The 16,603-nt window shown below is 46.5% G+C and carries 19 protein-coding genes; 13 read left to right on the top strand and 6 right to left on the bottom strand.

Annotated elements, in window-relative coordinates; genetic code table 11:
• Positions 1–52 precede the first annotated feature (52 nt).
• The 3 genes from C7R92_RS30110 to C7R92_RS30100 all read left to right on the top strand — a co-directional run bounded on the left by C7R92_RS30110 (position 53) and on the right by C7R92_RS30100 (position 1,869).
• On the top strand, positions 53–562 hold the full coding sequence (locus tag C7R92_RS30110; RefSeq protein ID WP_106836663.1) for an acyl-CoA thioesterase: 510 nt from the start codon (positions 53–55) through the stop codon (positions 560–562).
• Between the two features lie 75 nt (positions 563–637).
• The gene (locus tag C7R92_RS30105; RefSeq protein WP_106836662.1) at positions 638–1,558 is read left to right on the top strand and encodes an aldo/keto reductase; all 921 of its coding nucleotides are present in this window, start codon (positions 638–640) and stop codon (positions 1,556–1,558) included.
• Between the two features lie 14 nt (positions 1,559–1,572).
• The gene (locus tag C7R92_RS30100; protein WP_106836661.1) at positions 1,573–1,869 is read left to right on the top strand and encodes an RNA polymerase alpha subunit C-terminal domain-containing protein; all 297 of its coding nucleotides are present in this window, start codon (positions 1,573–1,575) and stop codon (positions 1,867–1,869) included.
• 60 nt (positions 1,870–1,929) lie between these two features.
• Here C7R92_RS30100 and C7R92_RS30095 read toward each other — a convergent pair whose 3' ends face one another.
• From C7R92_RS30095 to C7R92_RS30080, 4 genes are all read right to left on the bottom strand, one after another.
• Entirely contained in the window at positions 1,930–2,370 is a 441-nt protein-coding gene (locus tag C7R92_RS30095; protein WP_069852362.1) for a thiol-disulfide oxidoreductase DCC family protein, read from the bottom strand.
• Between the two features lie 79 nt (positions 2,371–2,449).
• Entirely contained in the window at positions 2,450–3,964 is a 1,515-nt protein-coding gene (gene hutH, locus C7R92_RS30090) for a histidine ammonia-lyase (protein ID WP_069852360.1), read from the bottom strand.
• Between the two features lie 329 nt (positions 3,965–4,293).
• Positions 4,294–4,485 (bottom strand): hypothetical protein, encoded by a 192-nt coding sequence (locus tag C7R92_RS30085; RefSeq protein ID WP_106836660.1) that lies wholly within the window; start codon positions 4,483–4,485, stop codon positions 4,294–4,296.
• Between the two features lie 6 nt (positions 4,486–4,491).
• Positions 4,492–4,941 (bottom strand): hypothetical protein, encoded by a 450-nt coding sequence (locus C7R92_RS30080; RefSeq protein ID WP_244195869.1) that lies wholly within the window; start codon positions 4,939–4,941, stop codon positions 4,492–4,494.
• A gap of 224 nt (positions 4,942–5,165) precedes the next feature.
• Between C7R92_RS30080 and C7R92_RS30075 the strand changes: the two genes are divergently transcribed.
• A complete protein-coding gene (locus C7R92_RS30075) occupies positions 5,166–5,480 on the top strand; it encodes a hypothetical protein (protein ID WP_106836690.1) in 315 nt (104 codons plus the stop codon).
• Here C7R92_RS30075 and uvsE read toward each other — a convergent pair.
• Positions 5,439–6,365, bottom strand: a complete 927-nt coding sequence (uvsE, locus tag C7R92_RS30070; protein ID WP_106836658.1) for a UV DNA damage repair endonuclease UvsE — start codon at positions 6,363–6,365, stop codon at positions 5,439–5,441. The two genes, C7R92_RS30075 and uvsE, sit on opposite strands and share 42 nt — an antisense overlap.
• Positions 6,366–6,555: 190 nt before the next feature.
• Between uvsE and C7R92_RS30065 the strand changes: the two genes are divergently transcribed.
• The 9 genes from C7R92_RS30065 to C7R92_RS30030 all read left to right on the top strand — a co-directional run bounded on the left by C7R92_RS30065 (position 6,556) and on the right by C7R92_RS30030 (position 15,825).
• Positions 6,556–8,973: an EAL domain-containing protein gene (locus C7R92_RS30065; RefSeq protein WP_106836657.1), complete on the top strand. Its 2,418-nt coding sequence runs from the start codon at positions 6,556–6,558 to the stop codon at positions 8,971–8,973.
• 145 nt (positions 8,974–9,118) lie between these two features.
• Positions 9,119–9,268, top strand: coding sequence for a hypothetical protein (locus C7R92_RS32515; RefSeq protein ID WP_017247826.1), 150 nt, complete (start codon positions 9,119–9,121; stop codon positions 9,266–9,268).
• 4 nt (positions 9,269–9,272) lie between these two features.
• The gene (locus C7R92_RS30060; RefSeq protein ID WP_017247827.1) at positions 9,273–10,805 is read left to right on the top strand and encodes an amino acid permease; all 1,533 of its coding nucleotides are present in this window, start codon (positions 9,273–9,275) and stop codon (positions 10,803–10,805) included.
• A gap of 143 nt (positions 10,806–10,948) precedes the next feature.
• Positions 10,949–11,410, top strand: a complete 462-nt coding sequence (locus C7R92_RS30055; protein ID WP_069852348.1) for a hypothetical protein — start codon at positions 10,949–10,951, stop codon at positions 11,408–11,410.
• A 276-nt stretch (positions 11,411–11,686) separates the two neighbouring features.
• On the top strand, positions 11,687–12,862 hold the full coding sequence (locus C7R92_RS30050; protein ID WP_017247829.1) for an amidohydrolase: 1,176 nt from the start codon (positions 11,687–11,689) through the stop codon (positions 12,860–12,862).
• A 27-nt stretch (positions 12,863–12,889) separates the two neighbouring features.
• Positions 12,890–13,720 (top strand): DUF3100 domain-containing protein, encoded by an 831-nt coding sequence (locus tag C7R92_RS30045; RefSeq protein ID WP_017247830.1) that lies wholly within the window; start codon positions 12,890–12,892, stop codon positions 13,718–13,720.
• Complete coding sequence (locus C7R92_RS30040) at positions 13,717–14,157, top strand: hypothetical protein (RefSeq protein WP_069852346.1); 441 nt, start codon at positions 13,717–13,719, stop codon at positions 14,155–14,157. The genes C7R92_RS30045 and C7R92_RS30040 overlap by 4 nt, the downstream gene beginning before the upstream one ends.
• 90 nt (positions 14,158–14,247) lie before the next feature.
• Positions 14,248–15,036, top strand: coding sequence for an ABC transporter ATP-binding protein (locus tag C7R92_RS30035; RefSeq protein ID WP_106836656.1), 789 nt, complete (start codon positions 14,248–14,250; stop codon positions 15,034–15,036).
• Between the two features lie 99 nt (positions 15,037–15,135).
• A complete protein-coding gene (locus C7R92_RS30030; RefSeq protein WP_106836655.1) occupies positions 15,136–15,825 on the top strand; it encodes an MBL fold metallo-hydrolase in 690 nt (229 codons plus the stop codon).
• 58 nt (positions 15,826–15,883) lie between these two features.
• On the opposite strand, the gene C7R92_RS30025 is transcribed toward C7R92_RS30030, so the two are convergent.
• On the bottom strand, positions 15,884–16,537 hold the full coding sequence (locus C7R92_RS30025) for a SurA N-terminal domain-containing protein (RefSeq protein ID WP_106836654.1): 654 nt from the start codon (positions 16,535–16,537) through the stop codon (positions 15,884–15,886).
• Between the last annotated feature and the right edge of the window lie 66 nt (positions 16,538–16,603).

The raw sequence follows: 16,603 nt of genomic DNA, 5'->3' as shown, positions 1-16,603 counted from the left end.
CGTGTGATATGATGATGTATGCATCAAGTAGATTGATAAAGGAGCAACAGCGATGAACGTCAAGACAACTCAAGAATCTCGTACAATTCAGGCATCACTGGTTCAGCCATCTGATACGAATTACCATGGGACTATTTTTGGTGGTACGATGATGGCTTATATAGATGAGGTAGCTGCAATCGCTGCGATGCGACATTCGCGTCGCCCTGTTGTGACAGCATCAATTGACTCGATTGACTTTCTTGCTCCCGTCAAAATGGGGCATTCCATCTGCCTGGAAGCGTTTGTTTCGTCAACAGGTAAAACGTCTATGGAGATTTTCGTAAAAGTCATCTCGGAAAATCTCCAGACCGGCAAGCGCATTTTGACCGCGACATCTTTTCTCACCTTTGTTGCCCTAGATGAGGAAGGGAATCCGACTGAGGTGCCAGCCATTGCCCCTGAAACAGAGGAAGAAGAGAGATTGATGGCAACTGCAGATGAGCGCAAGAAAATGCGCAAAGAACGAAAAGGGAATCTGCAAGATTTTGTGAGTCAATTGAACATCGAGAAAATCATATAATTTTTTTAGTCTTCACCCTGAACGAACATTCGTTCAGGGGATTCTTGTTTATCCATAATGAGGAGGAATCGGGCAATGAAGTACCGCAGATTAGGAAAAACCGATCTGAACGTATCCGTAATTGGTGTAGGTACGTGGCAATTTGGCGGGGAGTGGGGAATGGATTTCTCGCAAGAAGCAGTTGACCAGATTCTCGACAAAGCAAAAGATCTCGGCATCAACTTGATTGATACAGCGGAATGCTACGGAGATCATCTGTCCGAACAGCTTATCGGAGGATATTTGAATAAAAGCCGCCGGGAAGACTGGATTGTGGCGACGAAATTCGGGCATCATTTTCATGACAAATTTTCTCGAACCAATCATTACGGAGCAAGTGAAGTTCAGCAGCAATTGGAAAAATCGCTGCAAGCCTTGCAGACCGACTATATTGACTTGTACCAATTCCACTCAGGACCTGACGAGGCATTTGATAATGATGGCTTGTGGACTTACCTCGACAAACAGGTGCAGGCAGGAACGATCCGTCATCTCGGCCTCTCGATTGCGAAAAACGACAACATGCATCAAACATCTGCCGCTACTTCGGTGAATGCAAAAGCAATCCAAGTGGTGTACAATCGTTTGGATCAAAAGCCGGAAGAAGGTGTTTTTGCTTCTTGCCAGCAGCAAGACCTGGGTGTGTTGGCGCGCGTTCCGTTGGCGAGTGGTTATTTGAGCGGAAAGTATAAGCCGGGTTCTGTATTCGGTGGAAACGATGTACGACATCGACACGATCAGGAGCATGTTAACAAGCTGTTGCTCCAAGTAGAAGAAATCAAGAAAAATGAAGTTCCAGAAGGAATGGATATGGCGCAGTGGGCATTGGCGTGGTGCCTCAAGCATCCGGCAGTCACCACTGTGATCCCAGGCAGCAAGAGTCCATCGCAGGTAGAGGCAAATGCCAAAGCGGCTGACTATGTGAGCGATGAGCATCCACTAGCGACGTCGAAATAAAAAGGATATGTGCCATGACAACTTCCAAAAAAACGGTAAGAACTTGCGCGAATGGTCATTCATACATGAAAAGCAGTGATTGTCCGACTTGTCCAATCTGTGAGCAAGAACGCAAACCGGACACAGGATTTCTTTCTCTGCTCTCGGCACCAGCTAGAAGGGCACTGGAACACAATGGAATCACAACTTTGGAACAGCTCGCTAGTTACAGCGAAAAAGAGATCCTGAAATATCATGGGATGGGGCCAGCATCTATGCCGAAACTTCGGACAGCATTAAACGAAAAGGGATTGTCATTCAAGAACGAATGATTGGGCACAGCGAATAAAAAAGGAGGAGCCGCGGTAGGACAGCGACTTCTCCTTTTCCTTTTAATCTAAAAAGCGGGATCTGATCTGTGGGGTAGGAAGCATGCATTGTTCTGCTTTGCCCATCCACCGATAGCGATTTCTCGCGACCCAATCATAAATCGGATTGCGGACAGGTCTCGGGATGAGCCGAGCTACGTTTGACAGCAGAGGCCATCCACCTTGAAGCTTGCGGCCAACATGCAAGATCGCATCCGATTTTGTATATAGCTGTCCGTTGGCGATAAAGACCACGGATGACATATCTTTTTCCTGATAGTTGTAATGAGACAAAATTTCCTGCGCTCTCTGTGATTGCAAGGAAGCAAAGTGAATGTATCCATGCGGATCACGCTTTAAAATAAACTGCACAGCACCGTGGCACAGATGACAAACCCCATCAAACAGTAACAGGTACTCAGGATGGTCCAGTTCTCTGCCTGCTTTCATGAGACAGCCCTCCATACTTCTAGTGGTTTGATCTACATGCTTATCCTTAGCTCCATTTTAGCAGAGAAAGACAATGGTTCCTATACACGAACGATTATTCCGTTACAAATGCGAGTGTCCCTTGTTGGATCAGCTCTTCTGCCTTTACGAGATCAGGATGCATTTCTCGGTCTTCATGCAGGCGGGGAATCACCCGACGCAACTGCTCATAGGCTCGCGCTGTACCTGTGCCGAGATCTCCCGAGCCAAAATCAATAGCTTGAGCTGCTGCCAAATATTCAATGGCAAGCACCTTGGTGACATTCGATACGATTGTACGAAGCTTGCGAGCAGAAGTCGTTCCCATGCTGACATGGTCCTCCTGATTGGCAGATGACGGAATCGAATCGACTGATGCGGGATGGCAGAGCACTTTGTTTTCAGAAACGATGGAAGCGGCTACATATTGTGTAATCATAAATCCAGAATGGAGTCCGCCATTTTCGGTTAAGAATCCGGGAAGACCACTTAGCTGTGGATTGACGAGACGTTCTGTGCGTCTTTCGGAAATATTTGCAAGCTCAGCCATGGCAATGGCAAGAAAATCAGCTGCGAATGCCATTGGCTGACCATGGAAATTTCCGCCGGAGATAACGTCGCCGGTTTCTGTAAAAAGGATAGGGTTATCAGTGACGCTATTGCATTCGCGTGTAACCGTGGTCCATACATACTCCAGCGTATCACGAGTTGCACCATGTACTTGCGGGAGGCAACGAAGGCTATATGGATCTTGGACACGTAGCTCACCCTGCGCAGTTGTACGTTTGCTGCCGGATAAGTGCTGGAGCAAGCGCTTTGCTGATTCCTGCTGTCCTGGATGCGGGCGGACGAGATGGAGCTGGGGATCAAAGGCTTTTGGAATTCCGCGCAGCGCTTCAATCGTCATGGCCGCAATCAATTCAGCGCTTTCAAGCAGAACTCGCGAATCATACAAGGCGAGGCAAAGCTGTGCAGTCATTGCCTGTGTACCGTTAATCAGAGCCAGACCTTCTTTTGCCTCCAGTCGAATTGGGGAGAGACCTACTTCACTCAGTGCTTCTTTTCCGGATAGTCGCTTGCCATTGACGAGCGCTTCACCTTTGCCGAGCATAACCAATACCATATGAGCGAGAGGGGCTAAGTCGCCGCTTGCACCAAGGGAACCTTGTTGAGGAATAATCGGATGAACGCCTCTATTGCATAGTTCTACAAGCTGAAGCAATGTCTCTTCCCGAATTCCCGAATAACCCTTTGCTAACGCATTGATGCGCAAAGCCATCATCGCACGGACAACTTCAACGGCATAAGGGTCCCCCATCCCGCAAGCATGACTCATAATCAAATTTTCTTGCAGCTTGCTTACGTCCTCATCTTGGATCATGACATCGGAGAATTTTCCGAAGCCAGTGGTGATTCCGTATACGACTTCCTGCTGCGATACCATTCTCTCCACCATGGCACGTGAGTCACGAACACGATTCAATGCTTCTTCGGTCAATTGGATGTGGGTGGCGCTTCTTGCGATGGAAACAACATCTTCGATACGTAATTGATCCCCATCTACTTTTACAACGTTTGCTTGCTGATTCATCTGTAATTTCCTCCTTTAGCAGAGCAGAGAACGAAAAGAGCGAGGGGTTAGGATATCATATCCTAACCCCTCGCTCGAGAGCATGTATGTGATTGGATGAAAACGTGCAAGCCTGCATTCGTGGCGGCATACGTTCTTCCTCACTTTCGTTCATGTGCAACTGTCTGATTATTTTAGCTATTGCTATCATTGTATCAAATGTCTGCGTGCAGTCAAGATGATCTTGTCACGGCGACTTCCCTAGAGTGTAAAAAACGGGCTTAGTCCTTTTTTTCAAACTGGGCGAGAGTCGTCTCTCGAGTTGGATAAATGTCATACCATGTACTGTGTTATTTCATCCGAAAGGACGTGTAGAATTCCGTGGAAAAGCGACGTAAGATGCCGCCTATGCCTACCGCACTCCCAAGGCGTCCTAAAGAAATGCCGAAACCGCCTTCTTCAGCGATGCCATTGCCGTCTCCATCGATGCCGTCACCTATGAAGCCTTCTCCTGAAAAGCCCAAGTCGGAAAGTCCAATCAATCCGAATCATTCTATTCCTGCGCGCCCAATGCCGCAAAAACCGATCATGCCTGCTCCCAATCTGGCTAACCCGAACGTGCCGAACGTAATGCCGCCAAATCGGATGCCAGCGAATCCAATGCCACCAAACCTCAAGCCGTCCAATCCAATGCCGCCAAATCCGATGCCACCAAACCTCAAACCGTCGAATCCTATGCCAATGCCACCGAACCGGATGCCGGCAAACCCTATGCCTAACGCTTCACCAAATGTCAGGCCAAATGAGAGCCCAAACATGAGGCCAAATGTAAGACCCAATGTGAGACCAAACGTGCGACCGAATGAGAGTCCAAACATGAGACCGAATGTCAGACCGAATGTCCGGCCAAACGAAAGTCCAAACATGAGGCCAAATGTCGGGCCGAACGTAAGGCCGAATGTCAGACCAAATGTGCGGCCGAATGAAAGTCCAAACATGATGCCAAATCTAAGACCGAATATCAGACCAAATATTAGACCCAATGAAAGTCCAAACATGATGCCAAATCTAAGACCAAATATTAGACCAAATATTAGACCGAATGTCAGGCCGAATGCGCGACCGAATGAGAACATAGGAAGAGATCTGGAGCTGTACCTGTTTAAATTCCAGTTTCATATGGACCGGATGCAGTATTTCCATCACAAATGCGATGAGCATCGTGAAAATCGCCGCAAATACATGGAATACCGCAGACATTACAAACATCATGAACGGAGAATGCATCATTATCATGACCGTTGCCAATTATGGAATGACGGTAGCAGTTCCTTTGGTCGAGGCTCATCATCTTCGAGTGGCGGTAGCTCTTCCTCCGGATACAATTGCCGACATAGAAGGGGTCATAGACGAGGGCGTGGGTGTGACTGCGGATGTTCATTTTGAATCGCACGAGGAAGGACGCCAGCTAATTAAGCGGCGTCCTTTTCCATACTCAATTCGTAAATGCTTCAACTGCGACGCCTTTTTTCTTTAACTCGCGCCTTAAAGTAAGCAGGGCATCATCTTTGTTTTTGCATTCCAATATGATGTCCACATTGTAATCCGCCAGCGCACTGACAAATGTCAGGAACGCCTCGGGATCAATATCGTCTGCATGAGCGCGAAAGTCATTTGCTGACTTAGGCGAGGACATGTGCATCTTCGGTGTGCGCTCTCCCCAGGTTTGAATAATGCGTGGAAGGTATTCCGCCCAATCTTCGCCATCAGAATGGCAGTTGTGGTGATGAATATCGAGCACCATCGGCACACCGATCCGTTCGCACAGCTCCAGTACCTCGCGCATGGTAAAAGACATGTCATCGTTTTCCACGACTAAGCGACGTTTGACGTTTTCAGGAAGCAGCTCGAATTTGGATGCAAAACGATCGAGAGAAGAGGCTTTGTCTTCGTATACTCCTCCCACGTGCGTCACCAAGACGGAATTATCGTCAAGCCCCAGTAAATCAAACACTTTTGCATGGTAGGAAAAATCGGCAATCGTCGATTCCAGCACAGAAGGCTTGTCGCTGTTCAATATGCTGTAATGTCCGGGATGAGCTGTCAAACGAATGCCATGATTGCGGATATAATTCCCTGCTTTTTGGAAGTCCCATGCAAATTCTTTTGCCCAATCCCATTCAGCTGCTACTGGATGAGTAGCGAGTGGAACAAATTCAGAAGGAAGTCGATACAAAAAGATATGATTTTCTACATTATAAGCAAGCAAATCCATTAAATTGAAAAAGTTTGCCTGCATAACTTGCCGCAGCTTTTTTAACCGAGCTTGGGGATCTAATTTATTTACTTGGGCAACCGTCGTTTTTTTGTTTGGATTGTTCTTCGTCTTTACACTGATGCAGGCATAGCCCATACGGATCAAGGAAATCTCCCTCCTTTGCTGCAGCATTCCTTTGTAGTATCTCCAAAACGGGAACGTCGTCGGCTTCTTGCCAGAGAATTATAAAACGGATAAGATGGGAGAATGTCACAGGCACGCCAATTAACTTTCCGTGAAAGCGAGGACGTTCCTTGTGAGTAAACTTCGGTAGAGGTTTTTGAAGGAGAATGTAATGAATAGTCTTGACCAATCCTATAGTATGACTCTGGTTTTTCTCTCCTATTTTATTTCAGCAATGGCGTCATACACAGCATTAGATCTAGGCGCACGTCTCCATTTTGCAAAAGGCAGGGGACGTGTGTTTTGGTTATGTGCTGGTGCCGTATCCATGGGGCTTGGTATTTGGGCTATGCATTTTGTTGCCATGCTTGCCTTACATCTGCCGATTGCCGTCCAATATGATAACCTGATTGTATTTTTCTCGATTGTTTTGGCCGTTTTATCATCAGCGCTTACATTATGGATCGTGAGCGAGCAGTCCATGTCCAAAACGAGGGTAGTAACAGGATCGGTTGTCATTGGGTCTGGTATCGCCGGAATGCATTATACAGGGATGGCAGCGATGATGATGAACGCCATTATTCTGTACGATTGGCTATGGTTTACCATATCTATTTTCGTTGCCATCTTGGTTTCGATGGTTGCGTTGATGCTTACGTTTCAATTGCGTTCGGTGGACCCAGTAAAAGGTCTCTGGCGTAAAATTATTGCAGGGCTGTTGATGGGGGCAGCCATTACCGGTATGCATTACACTGGTATGTACGCCACCACATTCGTCGCTCACGAGCACATGACAATCGCAGTGATCTCGCATGATGATTCGGGCCTGATCGCTACTATGATTGGCATTGTCATCGTAATGATTCTGGTCGTGACATTGGCTTCTGTATACGTGGACAAGCAATTCGCAGGGAAGAGCTTGCGCGTGCTAGAAAGTGATCAACGCTATAAATCGCTATTTGAGCACAATTACGACGGGGTGATCTTTTACTCGATCGATGGTAGCCAAAGCGTCATGAATCCTGCGGCAATGAGATTGACAAAGGAACGGAGCTTGCCTCTCGAAAAATTAATGAAGATGTGTGCTTCTAAAGATGCCGAGCTCATATCGACAAACTTTACAAATGCAGTGCAAGGTGAGGCGCACAACTACGAGATCACCTTGACCACGAGCGAGGGTCGTCAGCTTCATTTGAACATGACCCATACCCCCGTGTTTGTCGATCAGCAGATTACGGGTGTCTTTATGATTGTGAGAGACATTACCAATAAGAAAGAATACGAGACAAAAATCAATTATCTCGCTTTTCACGATTCGTTGACTGGTTTGCCGAATCGCCGTTTTGTCGAACAACAACTGGATCAGGTGATCATGGAGGCACAAAAAACGGATCAGCAAGTATACGTGTTGTTTCTGGATCTCGACCATTTCAAGCTGGTAAACGATTCCTTGGGGCATGATTTTGGTGACCTGTTACTTCAGGAAGCCTCCTTGCGTTTGCAGGATTGTGTGTGCAAAAAAGGAACGGTGAGCAGGCTTGGCGGAGACGAATTCATGGTGATTCTAACGGATGTCATGGAAAAAGAAGTTTCATCCATAGCGAATGAAATCAACCAAAGGATTGAACAGGCATTTTTTATCCATGGGCACGAGCTGTACATAACGACGAGTATCGGGATTTCTCGATATCCAGAAGATGGACAAGACAGAAGTGTCTTGATGCGTAACGCAGATGCGGCAATGTATGCAGCCAAAGACAAAGGAAAGAACAGTTTCCACCTGTACGTACCGAATCTGGAACAAGCAGTGAATGACAAAATGAATATTCAAAATGAATTGAATCGCGCTTTGGCTAGGAGAGAATTTCTATTGCATTACCAGCCACAGGTATGTGCCAAATCAGGCGCAATCGTTGGTGTAGAAGCGTTGATTCGTTGGAATCATCCTGAACGAGGATTGCTTTTGCCAGACCAGTTCATCTCTGTAGCAGAAGAAACCGGGTTGATCGTACCGATTGGAGAATGGGTGCTGCGGACGGCCTGCAAACAGAACAAACAATGGCAAGAGCAGGGACTCATGTCGCTTCGGGTAGCCGTTAATCTATCTGCGCGTCAATTTCTCAAACAAGACTTTACCCAGATGGTCGCTGAGATTCTGCACCAGACAGGGTTGGCACCGGAATACTTGGAGCTGGAAATCACAGAAAGCAGCATGATCGACGTCCAACGCGCCACACAGGCATTGAAGGAGCTGAAGCAATTAGGGGTGCACGTTGCGATTGACGATTTTGGAACGGGTTACAGTTCTCTCTACTATCTGAAAGAATTTCCGTTGAATCGTTTGAAAATAGATCGCTCGTTTGTGCGCGACATGATCGGACACCCTTCCAATCAGGCCATCGTATCCACGATAATTTCCATGGCGCATCATTTGCAACTGCGTGTGATCGCGGAAGGGGTCGAGACAAAGGAGGAGCTTGCGTTTTTGCAGGAGCATCTGTGTGAAGAAGTTCAAGGCTATTTATTCAGCAGACCGTTACCGAGTGAAGACGTAGCCTTTTATTTGCAAGCCCAAAAAGGCGCTAGTTAAACAAGAGGAGCAACTCTCATGAGTTGCTCTTTTGTTTTGCAGCTGCCAGTCAAATGAGGTGGTATAGCTGTCAAATTGGCACGTAAAATGTACTATTCCTGCTAACTTGTCAAGGAATTGCATCTAGGACGAAAGGAGGGAGAGAATGCTGGCTCTAGGTGTCGTCTTATTGCTGTTTACCATTGGAGTTGCGATTGCCATTGGGTATCGGGCAAACGAAAGCGTCCGGCAATTTGATGAAAGCGCGCATGAAAGCTTTATCGGTTCCCAAGCAGAGAAGGGAAGGGAGGGATAACGAAATGCGGCAGGAAAAAGAACAGCAATTACTCGAGGACAAGAGAGACCTGAACAAGTTTGGTTATGCGCAGGAATTACTGAGGGATATGGGTGGCTTTTCAAACTTTGCGATCTCATTTTCGATTATCTCTATTTTGACAGGTGCAGTATCTTTGTACGGACATGGATTACTGTATGGCGGTTCTGGCATGATGGGCTTCGGATGGACCTTGGTAGCGTTATTTGTCATCCTGATTGCAGCATCGATGTCTGAACTCGCATCAGCGATCCCTACAGCTGGAGCGCTGTATCACTGGGCAGCCATTTTAGGTAGCAAACGGTGGGGGTGGTACACAGCGTGGATCAATCTCATTGGCCAAATCGGGATAGTCGCAGGTATTGACTATTCGTTCTCTTTGTTTGCGGACCCACTGCTCGCGAGTGCGTTTGGTTATACCTCAACAGAAACAACCACGTTAATCCTGTTCGGGATCACACTCCTATTGCACGGTACGTTTAACCACATTGGAATTCGACTCGTGGCCCGGTTAAATGACTTCTCCGCTTGGTACCATATTGGCGTCGTCGTCATACTCGTCGGAAGTCTCGTCTTTTTCTCCCGTCATGATTTGCAACCGCTTGATTACCTCTTTCAGGTCGGTCAAACCTTTTCTGACAAACCGTACGCGATTGCTTTTTTAATTGGGTTGTTACAAGCGCAGTGGACGTTTACTGGCTATGATGCATCGGCGCATACGATTGAAGAAACGATTAATCCGCGGGTTCGTGCTGCCTGGGGAATTTATACGTCTGTGGCCTTTTCCTTTATTTTTGGATTTATCATGCTTGCTTTTGTCACCTTATCCATCAAAAACGCAGCGGCTGCGAGTGAAGCGGAAAATGCATTTATTTACGTGATTAGCGAGGCATTAGGAGGCACATTTGGTTCAGTGGTGTTGTGGCTGGTTACCTTTGCGATGTGGTTCTGTGGCTTGGCGTCCATTACTTCCTTCTCGCGAATGTTGTATGCGTTTTCACGTGACAAAGGAATGCCGTGGAGCCACCAGTGGGCGGAAATATCGACCAAGTACAGAACGCCAGCAAAAGCAATTTGGCTGGTTATCATTCTTTCCTTTGCGCTTGCCTTGTTCGATTACATCGTGAAAAGCATCAATCCGAATACGACGTATACCACTTTGGCATTTCTTACGGCGGTAAGTGTCGTTGGGCTTTATGTCGCCTACGGAATCCCCTTGTACCTCAAGCTCCGGGCGGAATCGCGAGGACTATTTCAGCGGAAGCATTACGGTCCCTGGCATTTGGGGAACTGGAGTAAACCCATTAATGTGCTGAGCTTGATTTGGATCCTCTTCATCTCGATTATGATGGTGATTCCACCCAATCAAACAGCTGGGTATGCCTTGATAGCCATGTTTTTGGTGCTTCTGATCATGGATTTGGCTTATTACCGGAAGCATTTCAAAGGCCCGCAAGCTGCGCTGGGCAATTCGGAGGAAGACATTAAACGTCAGGAAGCGAAATTTCGGGACTCCTAATGGAAAAGAAGTTGGCAGAGCCTCCCTTATGTCAGTATTGGCATAAGGGTTTTTTTTCGTAGATGGTGGTTTTGCATAACGAATGGCAGAGGACGAAAAGCTAACAGTAGGAAGGAAATAGAAATACATATGGGAGGAACGCGATGAAAAGAATGAGATGGGTGTTGCTTGCAATGGGAATCGCGCTGATGGCTCACGCAACGACGAGTTTGGTTCCTCAGGTGAGTGGGTATGACGGATATGTGCGTGAAGGAAATACCTCGAATCGGTATGAAGTCGCGGGTATTACAAATGCAGGCGCATTCGAATCCTTTTATGGAAAACTTCAAGAGGCGGTCAAAAAAAATGACAAGACAGAAGTAGCCAAGCATATCAGGTATCCACTGCGTGTGAACAAAGACGGAAAAAGCCATTTTATCCGAGATGAACAGCAATTTTTGGAAGAGTATGATCGAATCATGACGGAGAAGGTAAAGGAAGCGTTTTTACAGCAAAAGGTAACAGATACGTTTGTCAATGATCAAGGCGTGATGGTAGGGAATGGAGAAATGTGGCTGGGGCAATTTTCGAATCGCTTTGTCGTTTTTGCAGTAAATGTAGAATAGGACAAGGGCTTTTCTCTAGAAAAGCTCCCACTCTAGCAGAGCAAATGTTTTTATTGTTACAAATAGTATATTTTACATGGACATTATCGATAGAAAATTCTAAAATAACAAATAAATAGACAGTTACAGATGTGGATTCGACAGCTTTGTCCTCGTGGAATGGACGTTTGTTATTTTCATCGTTCCGTGATAGAATTCACAAAACGATATTTTTTTTAGTTAAACTTAACTGATTCGGAAGATTTTGAGGAAGAAAGCAGAAAAAGGAGTGATTGTGTGAGTTTGGAAACGAAGAAATGGGCGGATGAAGTAGCTGAGCAGGTAGTCTCATGGCGAAGATATCTCCATCAGCATCCAGAATTGTCGTTTGAAGAGGAGAAGACGTCTCAATTTATTTACGAAACGTTGGAATCTTTCGGGAATTTAGAGCTTTCGCGTCCAACTAAAACGAGTGTCGTCGCTCGACTGATCGGATCACAGCCAGGAAAAGTTCTTGGCATTCGTGCTGACATTGATGCGCTCCCCATCCATGAAGAAAATGATGTGCCATATGCATCAGGAAAAGCTGGCGTGATGCACGCGTGCGGACATGACGGTCATACAGCGATGCTGTTGGGAGCCGCAAAAATTTTGTCCCAGTACAAGGATCAAATCAAAGGCGAGGTTCGTTTCTTCTTCCAGCATGCCGAGGAGCTGCCGCCAGGTGGTGCTGCTGAAATCGTAAGAGCTGGTGCAGCAGACGGACTGGATTCGATTATCGGCATTCATTTGGCATCGTACATGCCTGTCGGGAAATTCGGTGTACTTTACGGGGCACTTACTTCATCGACAGATCGCTTCGATATCAAGATTCAAGGCAAAGGCGGGCACTCCTCGCAACCGGAAGCATCGGTTGACCCGATCGTCATTGGGGCACAGGTTATTACTGGCCTGCAACAAATTGTATCCCGCAATGTCAGTGCGTTGGACAAGGTCGTTATTTCGGTGACGATGCTGAATGCAGGGACAGCTTATAACATCATTCCGGATTCGATGACACTGACAGGCTCTACGCGCTGTTTCGATGCGGAGATTCGCAAAAATATTCCGATGTGGATTGAACGAATTGTTAAAGGAATTACGGAAGCGCATGGCGCAAGTTATGAATTGACGTTCTCACATGGCTACACATCGGTTGTCAACGACAAGCAGGTGACGAAGCTGATGGAGGATACGATCCGCGAGCGTTGGGGAGAAGAAGAGATTATTTACATTGATCCTTTGATGCCGGGTGAAGATTTCTCTGAGTATTTGAAAAAAGCTCCAGGCTGTTTTATTCAATTGGGTGCTGGCAATCCAGACAAAGGCTTTACGTATCCGCACCATCATCCACGTTTTGATTTTGATGAGGATGCAATGGTACGCGGCGTGGAATTGTTTGTTCGGGCAGCTCAAAAAGTCGTCATGGAGTAGAGCGAGATAGAGTGAGGGGGATGTTGTATGGCAGAGGGACGCGTCAATGAGTACAAGCTGCATTTTATCGTACTTGTTCTCGTCGCATTGACAGAATTTATCGGGACAAAGAAAATCAGTATTGGCATCGGGGTTATCGCTTTGTTTCCGATGCTCTACGCCCTCGTTTTAGGCGGGGCAATCAGCTGGCCTAAGTTTAAATTTTTGAGCGAAAAAGAAATGAACGTCGCAGCCAATATTTTGGGTGTTTCGTTCTTGATCTTTATTGCGAAGCTGGGAGCCAATATCGGTCCTGAGCTGCCTAAGCTACTTGGTTCTGGTGTATCTTTGATTGTTCAAGAGATGGGACACATTGTAGGGACAATCGCATTTGGTTTGCCAGTCGCATTGTGGTTGGGTCTGAAGCGTGAAGCAATTGGGGCTACTTATTCTCTCGACCGTGAGCCAAACTTGGCGATTATCGTAGAAAAGTTCGGAGCAAACTCTGCCGAAGCTCGCGGCGCGCTGGGCGTATATATTTGCGGAACCTTGTTTGGTGCCATTTATATGTCGATACTTGCAAGTATTTTAGGAAGCAGTGGGTTGTTTCACCCGATTTCTCTGGCGATGGGAGCCGCGGTAGGTTCCGGTAGTATGATGGCAGCAGCAACAGGCTCATTGGCTGTCATTTTCCCAGAAGCGCAAAAAGACATTGCTTTTTATTCCGGTGCGGCAAACTTGATGATGAGTATCGTCGGAACGTACGTATGTATCTTCTTCTCTTTGCCGGTCACACAAAAGCTGTACGCATGGCTTGAGCCTATCATTGGGCGCAAAGGCGCTTCTTCTGCAGCAGAAGGGGGGAGAAAAAGCGCATGAATCAAATCTTGACGATTTTTATCATTGGCTTCATTGCTCTCATCGGTAACTGGATCGGTTATAAAGTACCATTCATGGAATCTTTGCCAGGTATTTTGCTCTTGGCGGTCATTACATTGATCGGAATGGGCTTCACTCGCATTCTTCCGTTCAAATCTCCCGTCATTGTATGGATCTCTTTGTTTGCGATGCTTGCGACATCCCCGTTTTTTCCAGGGAACGAATATACGGCTGCTGCGATTGCCAAGATCAATCTGCTCGCATTGGCCACGCCGATTCTCGCGTATGCAGGTCTATCACTCGGAAAAGACGTTCATCTATTCAAACAGCTTAGCTGGCGTATCGTAGTCGTGTCTCTCGTCGTCTTTACCGGCACGTTCCTCTTCGCTACGCTGTTTGCGGAGATTGTATTTAAGCTTCAAGGCAAATTTTTATGAAACTGTTTTTGTGTTAGGGCCTCCGTGTGCTTCCATATGCCATGGAGGTTCTTTTCACATACAACTGTGAGAGTCAGGAGTGGAGAGAGCATGATCATTGATGTGAGAAAGGTTACCTGGCAAAGGGATGAAACAACGATTCTGCGAGACATTGCCTGGCAAGTGCAAGACAAGGAGCATTGGTGTTTAGTCGGTTTAAACGGCTCTGGTAAAACCAGTCTGTTGAATATCATTTGTGGCTATGTGTGGCCGACAAAGGGAGAGGTCAGTGTATTAGGCAATCTTTACGGAACAGTCGACTTACGCGAGGTGCGCAAATCAATCGGCTGGGTAAGCACAGCACTGATGGCACAGCTTCACGAGCATGAAACCGCACTCCGTGTCGTCTTGAGTGGACGAGAAGCAACCATCGGCTTGTATTGGGTTCCAGAGGAGGCAGACGTAGAGAAAGCGTCGCATTTACTCGATACTTTTGGATGCCGTGCATTAAAAAACAGACGTTTTGCGGCTTTATCGCAAGGGGAGAGACAAAAAATACTGATTGCTCGTGCATTGATGGCTTCCCCTCGATTACTCATCCTAGACGAGCCTTGCACTGGACTGGACTTGCTTTCAAGAGAACAGCTGTTGGCCATGATCGAACAAATCGCCAAACAGCCAAACGGACCAACTCTCATTTATGTAACCCATCACATCGAAGAAATTTTGCCTTGCTTCACGCATACCTTGCTGCTAAAAGCGGGAGAAGTAGACCAGGCTGGAACAACAGATGAGGTCCTGACGGCAGAGCGTCTGACAAGCTTTTTCGGTGTACCTGTTTACATTCAACGCTCACAAGGAAGATCTTGGGTAAGCTTAGGGGAAGAGGCGACAGTCTGATTGTGTCGGATAAGTTTGGGCACGAATCAGCACGGTTGTGCATGATTGTGTATAATAGCAATAAGAAATTGTATCTGGGAGGAGAGGAGAGATGGAGGCATGAACAATGTGATTGCACCAATCACAGACTCCACCTGGGCGATCATCACCTATGAGGAAGCGTGGAATAGCTTCGTAAACAGCTATGTGATCAAACAAGGGAATGCCTTTGTATTGATTGATTCTCACCAGCGCAAGCAACGCTCTTATTTTCAACAGGCGTTGGAAGAGATTGGGGTCAAGCCAGAGCGAACTGAATATGTCTACTTCACTCATCGACATGCTGATCATATTGGAAATGCCGATATGTTCCCTTCTCGAAACAATTGGATTCACCTCGACGATTATTACGAACTGGACGATTTTTCACAGACGCTATTCGGCCATACGTTTACAGGTAGTGGGGGAGATCTGCCTTCCCTGCGTTTCCGACAGCTTTCTTTTCATACAGAAGGCTCTGTTGCCTTCTTTGATCCCCAGACGAAAATTTGCTTTGTTGGCGATCATTTGTGCTTTGAAAACACAGAACTCGGTCAAATCGTTGGCGGGGAAGTGGACTGTCGGACAGCTTATCAAGAACACTTGAAGCAATGGGTAGCACGTGAACCAGAGCGAGCGGCGGAGTTTACGGAGGGCTTGGAGATTTTGCAGGATTGGCCCATTGAGTATTTAGCCACTGGTCATGGCCCCATTCTTCAAGGCGAAATTAAGGTGTTTTTGCAGGAACTCATTGCCATTGCACGTAGGTAATATGGACAAAAAAGACTTGTGCGCCTCAACAGGCTGACACAAGTCTTTTTTGTCCGATTTATTTTGAAGCAGGAAGTTCTGCTTTGTCCGCTTCTTTCTCTGTATCCTCTACTTTTTCAAATGCTTTGTCCAAAATTTGAACATTATGCTTTTTCTTCAATTCCTTGATCCACGTACTCATGTTGGAACGTTTGTTTTTATCTTTGACTTTCTCCGTTACCTTTGGACGTACTTCTTCCAGCGTACCATCGAGCTTTTCTTTGTTTTTCTCATAGTATTCCTTGATTTGCTCTTCCGTGATCGGGTAAGCTTTCTCGAACATCTTGTCCCTTAACAGGATCAAACGTGATCTCTCACGCAATTCATCCTCGGTAATTTCTTCCTCAGTCAAATACTCTTGGAATTTCTCAGGCCCCATTTTTTCTTTGATTGGGTTAATTTTTGCGTCCAGTTCCTGATCACTTACCGTGACTCCCTGTGCAACCGCTTCTAGTTTATATATTTCTTTTATGATGAGATCAGACATCACGCGTTTCCCAGCTTCTTTTTTCATAGCCTCGTATACTTGATCTTTGGAAATAGAGACAGTTCCTACTTTAGCCAGTGCCTCTGTAGAGGAAGTAGCAGAATCTTTTCCAGGTGTACAGCCCGCTACAGCGAGACCGAGTACAAGTGCTGAGACAGCAAGTATAGATACATTGAATTTTTTCATTAAAAATACCTCACTTTCATGATAGTTATACGACTGTGCATAGAGCAGCGTTACGGGGACAGGAAA

Origin of the sequence: Brevibacillus porteri (genome assembly GCF_003013475.1) — a bacterium.
Taxonomy (GTDB): domain Bacteria; phylum Bacillota; class Bacilli; order Brevibacillales; family Brevibacillaceae; genus Brevibacillus; species Brevibacillus porteri.
This window is presented reverse-complemented; position numbering and strand designations above follow the sequence as displayed.

Coding starts and splice junctions, on each gene's coding strand:
- hutH (WP_069852360.1), bottom strand. CDS start 3,964: ATGAATCAGCAAGCAAACGTTGTAAAAGTAGATGGGGATCAATTACGT.
- C7R92_RS30080 (WP_244195869.1), bottom strand. CDS start 4,941: ATGTTTGGACTTTCATTCGGCCGCACATTTGGTCTGACATTCGGCCTT.
- C7R92_RS30035 (WP_106836656.1), top strand. CDS start 14,248: ATGATCATTGATGTGAGAAAGGTTACCTGGCAAAGGGATGAAACAACG.
- C7R92_RS30100 (WP_106836661.1), top strand. CDS start 1,573: ATGACAACTTCCAAAAAAACGGTAAGAACTTGCGCGAATGGTCATTCA.
- C7R92_RS30025 (WP_106836654.1), bottom strand. CDS start 16,537: ATGAAAAAATTCAATGTATCTATACTTGCTGTCTCAGCACTTGTACTC.
- C7R92_RS30040 (WP_069852346.1), top strand. CDS start 13,717: ATGAATCAAATCTTGACGATTTTTATCATTGGCTTCATTGCTCTCATC.
- C7R92_RS30065 (WP_106836657.1), top strand. CDS start 6,556: ATGAATAGTCTTGACCAATCCTATAGTATGACTCTGGTTTTTCTCTCC.
- C7R92_RS30045 (WP_017247830.1), top strand. CDS start 12,890: ATGGCAGAGGGACGCGTCAATGAGTACAAGCTGCATTTTATCGTACTT.
- C7R92_RS30105 (WP_106836662.1), top strand. CDS start 638: ATGAAGTACCGCAGATTAGGAAAAACCGATCTGAACGTATCCGTAATT.
- C7R92_RS32515 (WP_017247826.1), top strand. CDS start 9,119: ATGCTGGCTCTAGGTGTCGTCTTATTGCTGTTTACCATTGGAGTTGCG.
- C7R92_RS30095 (WP_069852362.1), bottom strand. CDS start 2,370: ATGGAGGGCTGTCTCATGAAAGCAGGCAGAGAACTGGACCATCCTGAG.
- C7R92_RS30060 (WP_017247827.1), top strand. CDS start 9,273: ATGCGGCAGGAAAAAGAACAGCAATTACTCGAGGACAAGAGAGACCTG.
- C7R92_RS30030 (WP_106836655.1), top strand. CDS start 15,136: ATGAACAATGTGATTGCACCAATCACAGACTCCACCTGGGCGATCATC.
- C7R92_RS30110 (WP_106836663.1), top strand. CDS start 53: ATGAACGTCAAGACAACTCAAGAATCTCGTACAATTCAGGCATCACTG.
- C7R92_RS30055 (WP_069852348.1), top strand. CDS start 10,949: ATGAAAAGAATGAGATGGGTGTTGCTTGCAATGGGAATCGCGCTGATG.